Genomic DNA, 15,192 nt, shown 5'->3' with positions numbered 1-15,192 from the left:
AAAAACCCTCCTAAGAGGGTTTTTTTAGTTATTGCTAAAGTTATTTAACAACACCTGTATCTGTTACTTGAATTAATTGTCCCATAGTCGCAAAGAATACGGCTACTTGAGATTGCATCTCTTGTGTTGCTCTAGCACTTAACGCAGCATCAGGTGAAGCAGCATTAGCACGAGGGTCAAGTATTGAACTATGATGACCATGAACAAATCTTACCACACCAGAGCCAGCAGTAGTTTCACTAACAGCTTCCAAGCCTAATAAAGCAATAGCAGGTTCTGTGCCACCCATAGGTGTAAACGGTGCTCTGTTAGTCACTGTTTGGTCTGAAAGGTTGTCTGCGCCGTCACCAACAACTTCAATGAAGTGTGTAGGTGTTTGTGTCGCAGCTAATGCTTGTACATAAGCAATAGGGTCACCAGAATCAGTAACGGTTTGCGCGGCAAATGTGAACTGCGCGAAACCAGCATTTAGTGTTGCTTTTTGCTCAATAGATAAACCATCATAGAAAGCAAAATAGAAAGCACTTAGTTCGGCTTGAGTATAATCAGCAGGTAATGTTGCTGCAACTGCTGCGGCAAAGTCAGGCGATAACTGCATGGTTAAATTAGATTTAGCCAAGCCTTCAAATGCTGGAGAGTCTAAACCAAAGTTAGCTAACATTAAACCTGGCATAGCTAAAGAGGTACTAGCAATTTTGAATAATCCATCAATTTGTGGATTTAGTTCGGTATTTGCTAAACCAACAGCATTCATACCATATATACCACCTAATGAATGTCCTAGAAGGTGTACTTTACTGCTATCAATTTTAATTGGGTTACCATCGCTGTCAGCACCACCTAAAAAGTTCATACCTAAACGCAAACCTAATAAATCAGCAGTACTTTGACGAGTATTATCACGCATACTCAGCATGCTACCCAAATTAACATAGTGTAATGTAGACACAGTACTGGTGTTAATTTCATCAGTACCGTCACCGTCTAAATCAAAACCACGGCTACCATGCAATGGCTGATCAATTGCAACAGTTGCTATTCCAAATAAAGATAATATGCCAGTGATTGGCAACATTTGCTCTTTAGTTGAGGTAATGCCATGCACTAATATTGCTACTGGCCAACCGTTAGCAGGTTCTACTAATGGCTCTAAATCCATACTTGCACGCACTGGGTTAGCCCAAGCTAAATCAGGAGTAGTCATTTGCACATCAATCGGCATCATGACGCTTGTTGCTGGGATAGGGTTAAACTTAGTTAAATTACGCTCAGTATCAAGAGTGGCTAATCCTGGATTTTCGCTTGAGCTTAAATCACGTAAACCAAAATTCATACAAAAACCATCATTTGCATCTAACGCATCAGCAGGGATCGCCGCTGGGTTTGCTGCTGCTAAGCCAGCAAGTGTAGCGCCAGAATCACAACGTGCACGCCACCAGTCATTAACAGGAGCTAATGGGTTTTCAGCAGAAGGTACACCTGAGTAATAAGGAAGTGTAATTGAACCACGAATATAGTTTGCTGCTGAATATAATGGGATCAAACTTTCTGGAATTAAACCCGTTAATACGTTTGCAACTGAAATACCGGTATCGGCTACGCCAATTGCTGGGATTCCTTGTTGAGCATTAGCAACCATTTGAGGTACGCCAGCAGCCATCAAAGACTTAACCGTGCTTAATACACGCGTCGTTGATTGTGTTGTCATTGCAGCGGTATAAACAATAGTATCACTGCTAACCCCTGCTGCGACTACAGCAGCCTCATAACTATTAATTGCAGCTTGCAAACCTAATTGCGATGCATTGCCTAGTGGCAAAGTATTAATATCTTGACGTGCTAATTCATAGGTAGTTGAACCCGCAATAGCTTTACCATTGTTATCACGAAGATTGTTCGTCATTACCATAACATAGGTCGTTTCTGCTTTAAGCGGTTGAATCGGAATAAATAAAACATTATCGCCAGATTTTTGCGTAACAAAATCTTGCATGAACACAAGTTCACCAACAACTTTACAGGCAAGGCCACGAGTTACAGCAGTACAATCACTGTCATTCGCATCACCACCCATAATTGTTTCGAAGACTCTTACCGACGCAGGTTCAGAAGCACTAGCGGCATCTAAAGATGTACCCGCTGGGAATTCAATTCCAAGAGGAAAAGGCTGAGAAATAGACCAACCGTCCAGTGCACTAATGGCTACAAAAGGGTCTGAACCATCAGTTGGATCTGCAACAGGAATTTCTAACGTACCGTCAACGGTACCAGAAAAAATCAAGTCATTCGGAATAGAAAGTCCGGCAGCACCCGCACTTGGATTAAATTTAACACGAGCGGTTGGTGTTACGGCACTGCCGTTTTCAACCACTTCATTTTGAACATCTTTAATTGATTCATCATCACATGCCGTTAGTCCAAGAACACTGGCAATAGCAACACTAAGTACGAGCTTTTTCATTTTATCTCCCCACAGACGAGCTTTATATTATTTAGCTTTTTATGCTTTTATTTTTTATTTATCTGTAATTTCGTGAAGCGTAGCTCACAAAACTAACTTGTTCGACCAGTTAAACTTACCGTAAGAACTGCCTAAGTGCTAGCGGTTTCTTCTTTTATTATAACTTTAACTAACATTTTAGCTAAAACTTTTAAATATTACTCGTCAGTCAATAGGTCAAAGTAGTAGAATTACTGCCTTATTTACCTTCAAATAATTTGTATTGATACTATGTTTAATTACCAAATAACAGCAAATTCTTTAGCCAATAAAATAATTTTAGTTACCGGCGCAGGCGATGGTATTGGTCGCCAAGCGGCATTAACCTATGCTGAATTAGGTGCTACGGTTATTTTATTAGGAAAAACAACCGCTAAATTAGAGTCAGTTTACGACGAAATCATCGCACAAGGTTCCGCTGAACCTGCCATTATCCCCCTTGATTTAAAGGGTGCGACCAAACAGCACTACATAGATATGACCGCGACCATTGTTAATCAATTTGGTAAACTTGATGGCGCGTTACTCAATGCCTCAATGCTAGGTGAGTTAACACCTTACACGCAGATACATCAACAAATTTGGCAAGATGTAATGCAAGTTAATGTCACGGCTCAGCATCTAATGGCTCAAGCGTTAATCCCTGCATTACTGCTCAGTGATCATGCGTCATTGGTCTTTACCACCTCTGGTGTTGGTAATAGTGGTAAAGCTTATTGGGGGGCATACAGCGTTTCAAAGTTTGCAACAGAAGGGTTAATGCAAGTTATTGCTGACGAATACGAAAATACCACGTTACGTGTAAATGCGATAAACCCAGGCGCAACACGCACTAATATGCGTAACACTGCCTACCCAGCAGAACATGAAAACGATTCAGCAAAACCGGTAGATATAATGCCAGCCTATGTGTATTTAATGACGAGTGATAGTTTGGCTGTTAATGGCCAACGAGTTAACGCGCAAAAAGCAAAATAAGCAGCTAAAAAAAAGGCTGTAAGAATAAACTTACAGCCTTTATGTTTTATCAATTAAGAATTATCGTAATTCTCTTCTTAAAATTTTACCTACGTTGCTTTTGGGTAAGTCATCTCGAAACTCAACATACTTCGGTACTTTATAACTGGTTAAATTGGCGCGACAATGTTTAATCAGATCTTTTTCCGTTAATGTTTTATCCTTAAGCACAACAAATACCTTGACCGCTTCACCTGTTGCGTCATTATCTATACCAATAGCAGCGACTTCTAATACACCTTCATGCATCATGACCACTTCTTCAATTTCATTAGGATAAACATTGAAGCCTGAAACGATAATCATATCTTTTTTACGGTCAACAATTTTAAAGAAACCTTTATCATCCATAAGAGCTACATCGCCTGTCGCCAGCCAACCTTCTTTTAGAATTTCAGCCGTGTCCGCTTCGCGCTGATAATATCCTTTCATGACTTGTGGACCTTTTACCCACATCTCACCTGGTTCACCAATCTCAGCATCACTACCATCATCTTTAATGATGCGTATATCTGTCGATGACGCCGGTAAACCAATGTTGCCACTATAGCTTTTTTGATCATAAGGACATAATGTTACTAAAGGTGCACACTCAGTTAAGCCATAGCCCTCTAATAAACGTGTGCCTGTGACACGCTCCCATGCTTCACCAACAGAACGTTGCACTGCCATACCGCCGCCAAGCGACATTTTCAATGTACTAAAATCAAGGTCTTTAAAACCAGGAGTATTTAATAAGCCATTGAATAAAGTGTTAACGCCAGTAATTGCGGTAAAAGGATATTTAGCCAGCTCTTTTACAAAACCAGGCATATCACGAGGGTTGGTGATCAATAAGTTGGTACCACCTAACGTTAAAAAGGTTAGGCAGTTAGCCGTTAATGCGAAGATATGATAAAGCGGTAATGCGGTGACCACGAGTTCTTTGCCATCTTCCATCAAAGGCTTTATTGCGGCTTTTGCTTGTAATAAGTTCGCAATCATATTGCGATGGGTCAGCATAGCCCCTTTTGAAACACCTGTTGTACCACCGGTATATTGCAAGAACGCAAGATCTTCACCACAAAGTTCTACTGGCGTGTAAGCTTTGAGCATCCCCTGAGAGACAACTTTATTAAATCTAATGGTGTTTGATAATTTAAAGGCTGGTACCATTTTTTTAACATATTTGACCACACAATTAACTAGCGCACCTTTTACAGTACCCAGTCGGTCGCCTAATGAAGTAAGAATGACATGTTCAACTGAGGTATTATCAATGACTTTTTCTAAGGTACTAGCAAAGTTTTCAATGATTAACATTGCCTTAGTGCCTGAATCTTTCAATTGATGCTCGAGTTCACGGGCCGTGTATAGTGGGTTAACATTAACCACGGTCAAACCAGCAAGTAAAGCACCAAACAATGCAATAGGATACTGCAAACAATTAGGTACCATAATGGCAAACTTATCGCCCTTAACTAAACCTAAATCATTTTGTAAATAAGCAGCAAACGCTTTTGATTGTATCTCTAGATCTCGGTAATTGATTTCTGCGCCCATATTAATAAAGGCAGTGCGTTCGGCATAAATATCAACGTATTTATTGAACATATCAGATAACGAGGAGTACTTATCTGCATCGATTTCAAATGGGACACCGGGTGGATAACTTTTTTCAAGCCAAATTTTTTGCGTTTGTTGCACTTTGCGACTCCTCTAATAATAGCTTAACTGTAGACGATTATTGGTTTTACTCGATTAATACTTTTATATTTTACGTATTATTTTTTAATCGATATCGTCATTTTACTCTATATGAATGAATTTTTATTTTTTAAAACGGATGTTTGAATTTTCTTTTTACGTGATTACTGGTCTGATGTCTATAAATTTTAGCCACGTTTACCGTTTTCTCTTTATAAACGGTAACATTTAGAAAAAATCAGCCAATAAACTCTAAAATATGTCTACTAGTCTGCTCAGGTTCAGCCATATGGAAGTGATGTCCCCCAATTAATTTATAGCTGATAAAGTTATCAAACAATGGACCAAATTCTTTCAAACCAGTTTGTACAAATGACAAGCCTTTGTCACCATAAATTAATTGCACAGGAATTGTAATATCTTCAATAAACTGTTTTGCTTGCGCCAACGTCAGCCGATACGGCGATGTATTCCTTAAACGACGGTCAGTTCGCCAAATAAAGCCATTACCATCTTCAATAATCCCCCGTTCAACCAATAATTTTGCTTGTTGAAAGTTTAAATCAGACACTTGTACTCTAGCCTTAATTGCAGAATCTAAACTGGGGTGAAATTTTTTCTTTTTTGCTGAAGGCGATAATTGTTGATTGCACGTTAAACGACTTAACAGCCCCTTACGTAAATGCTCGGTCGCTTCCTCAGCTTCACCACTAATAAAGCCAATTGAATCAAGTAAGGTTAATGACTTAACCTTTTCAGGAAAAGCGGCTGAGAATGCTGATGAAATCATTCCGCCCATTGAATGGGCAACTATATCAACTTTCTGCCAGTGATTTACTTCCCACAGCAATAACAAATCATAAACGTAATCGATAAAATGATAATGGGCATCAGCACTTCTGTGGGACGATAAGCCATGCCCCGGCCAATCTATAGCGATTACACGCTTACCTTTAAAGTAAGGTAACATAGGTACAAAACTAGCCGCGTTATCTAACCAACCATGTAGACACAAGACTAGCTCGTCGTTTTTGTCACCACAAGCTAGACCAGTCAGGGTGAGTTCACCTAAGTTAAAACTCACCTCTTCGACGTTATCGGGGATACGCAAGGTGACTATTTCTTTTTAACAGGCGCTGGTGCTTTTCTCACTACAACTCTTCTTGGATAATTTGAATAGCGAGGCTGCCAGAAAGAAGGAGACGACCAAAATGGATTATGGATAACGCGCACATCGACTTGCTTTTTTTCTTTCCACAAGTGTATTTTTGTCGCGGTTAGGACCGGATAATTATATTCGTGCTCGCCAATTTTCCCTTCTTCTGAAGCGGCGACAGTGCCTAATGCAGTTATACTGCGACCTTCTTTATAAATAACGGGATCGAGTAGACCTGAAAAATAAACACGAAATCGTCCCAACGTTTCATTACCTTGCTTGGGTATCGCTGATGACTTTAACGGAAAGTGAACAATTTCTAACATACTATTGTTCGCATTATTGGTTACTTTTGCAATAACGCCACCCCAGCGAGCCGCATTTCCTTGTTCTGTATTAGCATTATCTCGAACAACGACAAAGTCTGTTAATGCTGTATTATCAGGTACCTGCAATGCTTCTGGAACAGATGAACAGCCACTTATAAATATTGCACTTACCCATAAGGGTAGCATTAAGATTATATTACGTTTTTTCATCATATTTACCTTTTCTAGATATATTCGCTAACCAAACAATACCACCAACACCAATACTAAACCATATAACGACCCATAAAAATTCAGGTATGCCAGTCAGTTGTGCTAATGCAGCACCATCGCCAAAGTTTCGTCCATCAACCAAGTACCAAGGACTTTTTACACTGTTAAGTAAAATAATTGCCCCTGTTATTTGCAAACTTGTCTGTAAGTAACTTAATTTTTTATATTTAAATTTCAATAAAACGAGTGCTAACAAAACACTAATAATAATTAGCGTTAAAATATCTCTAGCCCAAAAAATCAAAGTGGTTAGTAACAATAATGCGATAATACCACTTAATATTTGTGCTGCCCGTTGGTGCATACTCGCGATAAAGTAAATCCCTATTCCCCATAACGCCGCGCCAGCATAACCCATAAAGCTAATAAAAAAATTCATTCCTCCACGAGTTGTGCATAGCCCTGCCCCGTTAGAAAACAATTGAATTTGTACTATAGTCCCCCCGGTAAAGAGCGCAGCTAGGCCATGGCTGATTTCATGAAAATAACTTTCAAGCCATTTGAAGGGTATTGAAACAATGGGAATTTGGCTAATAATTAATGCGGTAATCAATATTAACCAAAAGTGATATTTTTTCAAAAAGGACGAAGACTTACTATTCATGGATTATTTTTCATTATGATAAAAGAAGAATATGTGACAAAACGCGGCTAGTGTTAATTAGACAAGTAAGTCGATACCAAATACCTGCTGAATATTTTCACGTTGAGCAATATTATCTACTGAAGAATATGCTGCAATTGCGGTTTGGTTTTGCTTTGATGGGCTGTCATAACTTGCTTGGCTATTATTTTTATTGCCGACTTGCTGGTTAGTTTGGCCTGAAAAAGAAATATTACTTGCTGAAACGGTTTGTGATGCACTTGAGTTGAGTTGTGCTTGCTGATTCTCAAATTGAGCTTGTTCGACTAAAGCAAGTGCTTGCTCATCGATATCAAAACGTGCAATTTGACTCGCTTGTTGGTCTTGCTCTTGGGTTTGTTGCGTGCTGTCTTTGTTGGTTTTTTCAGCTTGCCCTGTACTTTGCTCAATTTGTTGGACACGAAAACGATCACGTTGCTCAGCAACCTGATTTTGATTATCAACCGACAACGATGCGCTTGATTGGGGCGTGTACGAACTCGTACTATTTATTTGCATAGTTTAAATTTACCAAAGTTTTGCCAAATTACAAAACTTTTTGTATTTTCACTTAAATAAAATCGATTACCTACCCGGTAGCTTTTTCCATGAAACAGTATCACGTACATAAACCGGTTGAGCGTTTTCAGCACTAACCGCCTTACCTTGAGAAAAGTAATACTGACCAATTTCTAGTAGTTCTTCCGCATTAGGAAAAAGTATCTCTGGTGTTCCCGCATTAATTTTTAAAGGCTCAAGTTCATTTTTATAAGCGTCCCAGCCAGTTCCTACACCATAGACCTGCTGATTTTCAGTTAAAGACTCATTCAAATACTCAGCTAATTTTTCAGGTGCTAATACGGTATCTTGCAGCGCAGCTTCCATAATACCTTGCTCATTTAATCGATAATAGCCCGCATAAACCTCTGACATACGAGCATCAATCGTTGCAATAACCTCTACTTGCTGGTGCCGACTGTAAGCTTGTTGAGCCATAGCCTGCAGGGTTGATACCCCTACAACTTTTAAATCAGCAGCAAAAGCTAAGCCTTGTGCGACGCCAACGCCAATTCGAACGCCGGTAAAACTTCCCGGTCCTTGTCCAAAAATAAGCCCATCTAATTGTGCTAACGTTATATCGGCTTTTTTAAGTAAGCGGTCAATCATCGGCAGTAACACTAAGCTATGCGATTGTGGTGCTAGCTCAAATTCACTGATCGTTTGGTCGTTAAACGTTAATGCTACTGAACATGCTTCCGTTGAAGCGTCTATTGCCAAAAAATTCAAATTATTCTCTCTAATACTTATCATTATTACTATTTAAATTAACTATTACTCTGATAGTGAAGTAAGAAATTCACTCGCTTGCTCAATATCTCGACTGCGCTTCATCATAGGTAAACTTTTTAAAAAAACTTCGCCATAAGGACGATTCACTAATCTATCATCACATATTACCATGACACCTTGGTCGGTAACATCTCGAATTAAACGACCAACGCCTTGTTTTAATGCAATAACAGCTTGTGGTAATTGGATTTCAGCAAAAGGATCACCTCCGCGCCGTCGAACATCTTCACAGCGCGCCTGCAACATCGGGTCATCGGGTGAAGCGAAAGGAAGTTTATCTATAATGACACAAGTTAATTTGTCACCTCTAACATCAACTCCTTCCCAAAAACTGGCGGTTGCTAATAAAATCGCTTGTGGGTTGTCAATAAAAGCGGCTAACAAAAGTCCTTTACTCATTCGCCCTTGCACTAATAAGGGTGATTCAATCTTTTCCGCTAAAATATCTGCAACTTGGTTTAACATCCGATAGCTAGTGAATAATAAAAAGCAAGCTCCTTTACTTGCTGTTATTAACGGTATCGCTAATTCAGCGAGTGCTAGTGCTCGACTATGGTGCTGAGCAGCAGGTAAATAGCGCGGTACAATTAGCTGTGACTGCGATTGATAATCAAACGGGCTATCAACAAGTAAGGTCGCTGCTTTCGTTTTCGCTATATTTAAACCTAATTGCTGAGAAAAGTGATCAAAGCCGCCATTTACCGCCAACGTAGCTGAGGTAAAAACCCAACCCGCTTCAGACTTAGCAATATAATCACTGAATTTGTCGGCGACACTCAATGGTGTTAAATGTAAGACCACATGCCGCCGTGTTGTTTCATACCAAAAGCTCATACCATCGATATCAACGTTTGCCATAATGTCGTATTTCGCGAGTATGTCCACGGCACGATCGTAGCAATTATCAATGGCTTCATTACGAGAAATGCATAACTTGATCACTTGATAGAGAAAGTCTAAATCTGTTTTTAGTGCAGCAAAGGCCTGTTGAAACCTTGGCTGGGCATATTTTTCTCGCCAGTTGCCGCGTTCAGGATCATAAAAAAAGAGTAAACGAAATTCTTGCGCCGCTTTTTGGCACTTCTCTGCAGCTCTGCCTAATTGTTTCACATCGGTTAAGGTTGTTTTGTATATTTGAATAACATCAGAACATAAATCGAGAATTTGCTTAGTAGAAAAAGCGTCACCAAAGTATTCACTGGCGATATCAGGTATTTGATGGGCTTCGTCAAAAATCACCACATCTGCTTTGGGAATAAGTTCACCAAATCCAGTGTCTTTTAAGGCCATATCAGCAAAAAACAAATGATGGTTAACAACCAAAACATCCGCATCAATCGCTTTTTTTCGAGCTTGCACTAAGTAACAGTCGTCAAAGTTAGGACAATCTTTTGCCAAGCAATTATCTGTGGTACTGGTAACAAAAGGAAAAATGCCAGAATCTTCAGCGACATCGACTATTTCGCCAATATCACCACTGCGAGTCGACGTTGCCCAGGTACGAATTTTGACAAAATCTGTCAACATTGCCGCATCTAGCTGACCACGTTCTTTTACATAAAGTTCAAGGCGATATATACACAGATAATTGGCCCGCCCTTTTAATAGAGCAATCTGCGTATTCGTTGCCATAGCATTACGAATAAGCGGTATATCTTTATGAAACAACTGTTCTTGTAAGTTTTTAGTGCCGGTAGAAATAATGACTTTTTTTTCAGAGAGTAAAGATGGGATCAAGTAAGCAAAGGTTTTTCCTGTTCCTGTGCCCGCTTCTACAATTAAGCAACTCTTTTGTGAGATGGCGCGTTCAACATCTATCGCCATATCAATTTGCGCCTGCCTAGGAGAATAGCCGTTAAGTACTTTAGCGAGAATACCTGAGGGTGAAAATGCTTGTTCAACTAGGGTCATAGAAAATACTACTGATAAATATTGCCACCAGTATAAAGAATAAAAAGCCAGAGAGAAATATACATTCGATTAATGAGCGAGTTGCCCAGTAAAAAACTTAAACAAAAATATCCAAATGAGTGATATCTTCATCGGGTTCATCATGATTTTTCTTAGGGTGAGTCAGTTCATCTTTATGAGTGATCACGTTATCGGTGTCATCATGGGTGTTATCCACAATAGTATCGGCAATCACAGCAGACGTTGATTGATGCTTCTTTTTATTTTGCTGATGTTCTTTTTGATCAGAATCTTTTTTAGCTAAAACAACGTAATGCTCATGATTTTCAAGATGATCCAAATCATCGGTCAGCTCGTTAATTGCAGCTTCTTTAGTCAGTGGTTTCACACGCAGACGTTCAGGTTTAATCGGCACCGATACAACACGTGTTAATACGGTGGTAAAAATATCCATCAGTTATAGGTCCTTTATTAAATTCTTAACTTAAGTATCGGCTATTTTACTTAAGTATCGACTATTTTAGACAATTCTTTATTACCTTATGCGATTATTTTATAAGAAGTGTTTATTTATTACTTGCTCATTATAAAAATAATCAGTACTGTAAAAGCCATGAGAGAATAATCGTCACGGAATAAATTTTTCGTCAGATTATTTAACCCATTTAACGTGTAAAGTGAATGACACTTACTCGTTAAATAACAAAACAAACTATGAGTACAATATGAATATTAACCTAAGCACATTACATCGCCATCATCACCATATCGATTAGCTGCTCAGGTTTATTCGCTGAGGGGCTGTGACCTTTCGGCGAGTTGTATAACTCAGATTTAACCCCCGAAAGAGTCTATCTCTCTCGGGGGTTTTTCGCATTTTATAGGCCTTGAAATTGTATATACACGTACTAGAATTTTGGCCAACGCTTTATTAAAGGAAATACAAACATGACTACAGAAACTCGCTTACGCATCGCTATGCAAAAATCAGGTCGTTTAAGTGACGACACTCAAGCCTTACTCAAACGTTGTGGTTTAACACTCAATGTTACTGATCGACGTTTGTTAGCACATGTTGCTAATATGCCTATCGATATAATGCGCGTACGTAGCTCAGATATCCCAGGCTTAGTGATGGACGGGGTTTGTGACTTAGGTATTGTTGGTGACAACACCCTAGAAGAAGCGGCATTAGAACGTGAATTGATGGGGCAAAAGTCTCAATACATTCGAACTTCACAGCTTAATTTTGGTGGTTGTCGATTATCTATTGCGATGCCTGAAGGCTTTGATTATCAGGGCGTCAAAAGTTTAGACGGCTTACGTTTTGCAACGACTTATCCTCAACTACTCAATCGTTATGCTAAAGAAAAAGGCATCAATGTTGATTTTTGTTTATTAAAAGGCTCTGTTGAAGTTGCTCCGCGAGTAGGTTTATCTGACGGTATTTGTGATTTAGTTTCAACCGGCGCTACACTAGAAGCCAATGGTTTAGTTGAAGTAGAAGAGATTTTTAAATCTAAAGCATCGCTTATTCAAACAGCGAGTACTTTGTGTAGCGAAAAACAAAGTATTCTTGATACCTTATTGCCACGCATCCAAGGTGTTATGAAAGCAAAAGAAAGCAAATACATTATGTTGCATGCGCCAAAAGATAAAATTGCCGAAGTAAGTGCCTTAATGCCTGGTAAAGAAACGCCAACAATCTTACCTTTAGCGGGTCGCGATGATTTAGTTGCTGTTCATGTTGTTGCTACCGAAACGTTTTTTTGGGAAACAATGGAAAAACTCAATGCACTCGGTTGTAACTCTATATTAGTTATGCCAATTGAAAAAATGATGGGCTAATGCGCGTCATCTTTGGGATTGCATCGCCACGGCTGTGATCCCAAAAATCTAGGGTACCTTTCACGGTAAGTAAAGTATTAAGGTTAAAAGTAATGATAAATAAAATGATCGATTGGCAAGCATTATCAAAAAGAGAGCAACAAACAGCACTTGCTCGACCCGCGATAAGTGAGAGTGGTTTACTTTCACAGCAAGTTGAAAACATATTAAATAACGTGAAACGAAATGGTGACAAAGCGCTTTATGAATTAACGGAAAAATTTGATGGTGTAAAACTAACCACATTAACCGTTACTGATGAACAAATAACCGCAGCCAGAGCAGCATTGTCGACTAAAAGATTAAAAGCCATTGAAACGGCTTATGGTCAGATCAGGCGCTTTCACCAAGCACAAATATGTGACGACATTACTGTAGAAACATCCCCAGGCGTTCGTTGTACCTTAAAAACTGAAGCAATCGAAAGTGTTGGTTTATATATTCCGGCAGGCTCTGCACCTTTGCCATCGACGGTACTAATGCTTGGTGTACCTTCACAGTTAGCCCAATGTCCGCGTACTGTTTTAGTTTGCCCTCCCGATATCAATGGTAACCTTGCTGACGAAATTCTAGTGGCCGCAAAATTATGTGAAATTGATGAAATTTACACAGTCGGTGGCGCGCATGGTTGTGCAGCAATGGCTTTTGGCACAGAAACAATAAAACCGGTCAATAAAATATTTGGGCCAGGTAATAAATACGTTACCGAAGCCAAAAAGCAACTTGCTCAACAAGTGAATGGTTTTGCCATTGATATGCCAGCGGGTCCTTCTGAAGTGTTAATTATTGCCGATGCCAATGCAAAAGCAAACTTTGTCGCAGCTGACTTGCTTTCTCAAGCTGAACACGGACCAGATAGCCAAGTTATCTTATTATCTGACAGTGCCGAATTAATTACTAACGTTCAAAATGAATTACTCAAACAAGTCGCGGTACTTTCTCGTCGAGAGATAGCAGAACAAGCGCTTACACAAAGTCGTTTGATTTTAGTAAAAAGTTTGTCGCAAGCGGTTGAGGTTTCAAATATTTATGCTCCTGAACATTTAATTATTCAAACCGATAATGCTCAAGAGCTATTAAAAACCTTACGCAACGCAGGTTCAATATTTGTTGGTGAGTACACGCCAGAGTCCGCAGGCGATTACGCCAGTGGTACAAATCATGTTTTACCCACTTATGGTTATTCTAAAGTAATTTCTAGTTTATCATTGGCCGATTTTTCTCGACGATTTACTGTGCAAGAGATCACTAAACAAGGCTTATTAAATATTGCCGAATGTATCACTGAGCTCACCGATGCCGAAGGACTAGACGGCCACAAACGAGCAGTAACCATCAGGTTAGAGGAATAATCATGTCAACAATAGCTGATAAACTTGCCCGTGAGGAACTTGTTGATATGGTGCCATACCAATCAGCAAGGCGACTTTATGCAAGTGGAAGTGACACATCGTCTGCGAATAGTAATAAAATTTGGCTTAATGCCAATGAAGCATCAGGTCCAGGGATATATGCTATAGATAGCAATTGCATTAACCGCTACCCTGATTTTCAACCTGACAACTTAATCAATGCTTATAGTGAATATGCCGGATTGTCCCCTGCTAATATTCTTGCTACACGCGGTGCTGATGAAGGTATTGAACTTATCATACGTACCTTTTGTAAAGCCTATCAAGACAGTATTTTAATTTGTCCACCAACATATGGTATGTATGCGATTAGCGCAGAGAATCACGGCGCAAATATAATGCGCGTACCGCTAGTTGATAACCAACTTAATATTGAGGCTATAAAAGCTCAAGTGGGTAAAGTTAAAGTTGTTTTTTTATGCTCACCAGGTAACCCAACGGGTAATGTATTAACCACAGATTCAATTCGAACCGTACTTGAGATGTTTGGTGATAGCGCAATTGTTGTTGTTGATGAAGCTTATATTGAATTTAGTCCTGAAAATAGTACCGCAAGCTGGTTAAAAGATTACCCGCAATTAGTGATTCTTAGAACGTTATCAAAAGCATTTGCCTTAGCGGGTTTACGCTGTGGCTTTACTTTAGCTAATGCTGATATTATTACTATGCTGAGTAAGGTTATCGCCCCTTACCCTATCTCTGCACCAGTAGCAGACATTGCCAGTAAAGCATTAGCAAAATTAGCGCTTGAACAAGTAAGTATCCGTGTTCAAGAAACGGTGATTTTACGTCGCCAATTATTTGATTGGCTGAAAGACCAAGACTGGTGTGCTAAAGTTTTTAACAGTGATGCAAACTTTATTTTATTTCGCGCCGTAGATACTGACACTAAAAACTTTATTTTCGATTGCCTAAAACAACAAGGTATTTTAATTCGCGACCAATCTGCGCAACAACAATTAGCCGATTGTTTACGTATTAGCATAGGTAGCGAACGTGAATTATCGCTCCTAAAACAAACGATTATTAATGCAGTAAAAGAGATATAA

Annotated in this window: 13 protein-coding genes; 4 read left to right on the top strand and 9 right to left on the bottom strand. The window is 39.3% G+C overall.

Annotated elements, in window-relative coordinates:
- Nucleotides 1–40 precede the first annotated feature (40 nt).
- Nucleotides 41–2,461 carry a VolA/Pla-1 family phospholipase gene (locus H4J75_RS14095; protein ID WP_182217535.1) on the bottom strand — a complete coding sequence of 807 codons (2,421 nt, stop codon included), beginning with the start codon at nucleotides 2,459–2,461 and terminating at the stop codon, nucleotides 41–43.
- 270 nt (nucleotides 2,462–2,731) lie between these two features.
- Between H4J75_RS14095 and H4J75_RS14090 the strand changes: the two genes are divergently transcribed.
- On the top strand, nucleotides 2,732–3,478 hold the full coding sequence (locus H4J75_RS14090; RefSeq protein ID WP_070376239.1) for a YciK family oxidoreductase: 747 nt from the start codon (nucleotides 2,732–2,734) through the stop codon (nucleotides 3,476–3,478).
- A gap of 60 nt (nucleotides 3,479–3,538) precedes the next feature.
- Here H4J75_RS14090 and fadD read toward each other — a convergent pair whose 3' ends face one another.
- The 8 genes from fadD to H4J75_RS14050 form a co-directional block, all read right to left on the bottom strand.
- Entirely contained in the window at nucleotides 3,539–5,203 is a 1,665-nt protein-coding gene (gene fadD / locus H4J75_RS14085; protein WP_182217534.1) for a long-chain-fatty-acid--CoA ligase FadD, read from the bottom strand.
- A 238-nt stretch (nucleotides 5,204–5,441) separates the two neighbouring features.
- Nucleotides 5,442–6,314, bottom strand: a complete 873-nt coding sequence (locus H4J75_RS14080; protein WP_182222479.1) for an alpha/beta fold hydrolase — start codon at nucleotides 6,312–6,314, stop codon at nucleotides 5,442–5,444.
- A 5-nt stretch (nucleotides 6,315–6,319) separates the two neighbouring features.
- On the bottom strand, nucleotides 6,320–6,898 hold the full coding sequence (locus tag H4J75_RS14075; RefSeq protein ID WP_182230857.1) for a Slp family lipoprotein: 579 nt from the start codon (nucleotides 6,896–6,898) through the stop codon (nucleotides 6,320–6,322).
- Nucleotides 6,885–7,565, bottom strand: a complete 681-nt coding sequence (locus tag H4J75_RS14070; protein WP_182217530.1) for a M50 family metallopeptidase — start codon at nucleotides 7,563–7,565, stop codon at nucleotides 6,885–6,887. The genes H4J75_RS14075 and H4J75_RS14070 overlap by 14 nt, the downstream gene beginning before the upstream one ends.
- Nucleotides 7,566–7,622: 57 nt before the next feature.
- Entirely contained in the window at nucleotides 7,623–8,102 is a 480-nt protein-coding gene (locus H4J75_RS14065; protein WP_182222477.1) for a hypothetical protein, read from the bottom strand.
- A 66-nt stretch (nucleotides 8,103–8,168) separates the two neighbouring features.
- Complete coding sequence (gene tsaB / locus H4J75_RS14060) at nucleotides 8,169–8,894, bottom strand: tRNA (adenosine(37)-N6)-threonylcarbamoyltransferase complex dimerization subunit type 1 TsaB (RefSeq protein ID WP_182222476.1); 726 nt, start codon at nucleotides 8,892–8,894, stop codon at nucleotides 8,169–8,171.
- Nucleotides 8,895–8,915: 21 nt separating this feature from the next.
- A complete protein-coding gene (locus H4J75_RS14055) occupies nucleotides 8,916–10,844 on the bottom strand; it encodes an ATP-dependent DNA helicase (RefSeq protein ID WP_182222475.1) in 1,929 nt (642 codons plus the stop codon).
- A gap of 97 nt (nucleotides 10,845–10,941) precedes the next feature.
- Nucleotides 10,942–11,298 carry a hypothetical protein gene (locus H4J75_RS14050; RefSeq protein WP_182222474.1) on the bottom strand — a complete coding sequence of 119 codons (357 nt, stop codon included), beginning with the start codon at nucleotides 11,296–11,298 and terminating at the stop codon, nucleotides 10,942–10,944.
- Between the two features lie 494 nt (nucleotides 11,299–11,792).
- Here H4J75_RS14050 and hisG point away from each other — a divergent pair, with 494 nt between their 5' ends.
- The 3 genes from hisG (at nucleotide 11,793) to hisC (ending at nucleotide 15,192) form a co-directional block, all read left to right on the top strand.
- Nucleotides 11,793–12,692 (top strand): ATP phosphoribosyltransferase, encoded by a 900-nt coding sequence (gene hisG / locus H4J75_RS14045; RefSeq protein ID WP_070376230.1) that lies wholly within the window; start codon nucleotides 11,793–11,795, stop codon nucleotides 12,690–12,692.
- Nucleotides 12,693–12,784: 92 nt separating this feature from the next.
- Nucleotides 12,785–14,083, top strand: a complete 1,299-nt coding sequence (gene hisD / locus H4J75_RS14040; protein WP_182217521.1) for a histidinol dehydrogenase — start codon at nucleotides 12,785–12,787, stop codon at nucleotides 14,081–14,083.
- A 2-nt stretch (nucleotides 14,084–14,085) separates the two neighbouring features.
- The gene (gene hisC, locus H4J75_RS14035) at nucleotides 14,086–15,192 is read left to right on the top strand and encodes a histidinol-phosphate transaminase (protein ID WP_182222473.1); all 1,107 of its coding nucleotides are present in this window, start codon (nucleotides 14,086–14,088) and stop codon (nucleotides 15,190–15,192) included.

The sequence above is a fragment of the Colwellia sp. BRX10-1 genome (genome assembly GCF_014077545.1).
Classification (GTDB): domain Bacteria; phylum Pseudomonadota; class Gammaproteobacteria; order Enterobacterales; family Alteromonadaceae; genus Colwellia_A.
This window is presented reverse-complemented; position numbering and strand designations above follow the sequence as displayed.

Excerpts from the sequence above, each read along its gene's own strand:
- H4J75_RS14065 (WP_182222477.1), bottom strand. The coding sequence starts at position 8,102 with ATGCAAATAAATAGTACGAGTTCGTACACGCCCCAATCAAGCGCATCG.
- H4J75_RS14075 (WP_182230857.1), bottom strand. The coding sequence starts at position 6,898 with ATGAAAAAACGTAATATAATCTTAATGCTACCCTTATGGGTAAGTGCA.
- H4J75_RS14090 (WP_070376239.1), top strand. The coding sequence starts at position 2,732 with ATGTTTAATTACCAAATAACAGCAAATTCTTTAGCCAATAAAATAATT.
- hisD (WP_182217521.1), top strand. The coding sequence starts at position 12,785 with ATGATAAATAAAATGATCGATTGGCAAGCATTATCAAAAAGAGAGCAA.
- tsaB (WP_182222476.1), bottom strand. The coding sequence starts at position 8,894 with ATGATAAGTATTAGAGAGAATAATTTGAATTTTTTGGCAATAGACGCT.
- H4J75_RS14050 (WP_182222474.1), bottom strand. The coding sequence starts at position 11,298 with ATGGATATTTTTACCACCGTATTAACACGTGTTGTATCGGTGCCGATT.
- H4J75_RS14070 (WP_182217530.1), bottom strand. The coding sequence starts at position 7,565 with ATGAATAGTAAGTCTTCGTCCTTTTTGAAAAAATATCACTTTTGGTTA.
- hisG (WP_070376230.1), top strand. The coding sequence starts at position 11,793 with ATGACTACAGAAACTCGCTTACGCATCGCTATGCAAAAATCAGGTCGT.
- hisC (WP_182222473.1), top strand. The coding sequence starts at position 14,086 with ATGTCAACAATAGCTGATAAACTTGCCCGTGAGGAACTTGTTGATATG.
- H4J75_RS14095 (WP_182217535.1), bottom strand. The coding sequence starts at position 2,461 with ATGAAAAAGCTCGTACTTAGTGTTGCTATTGCCAGTGTTCTTGGACTA.
- H4J75_RS14055 (WP_182222475.1), bottom strand. The coding sequence starts at position 10,844 with ATGACCCTAGTTGAACAAGCATTTTCACCCTCAGGTATTCTCGCTAAA.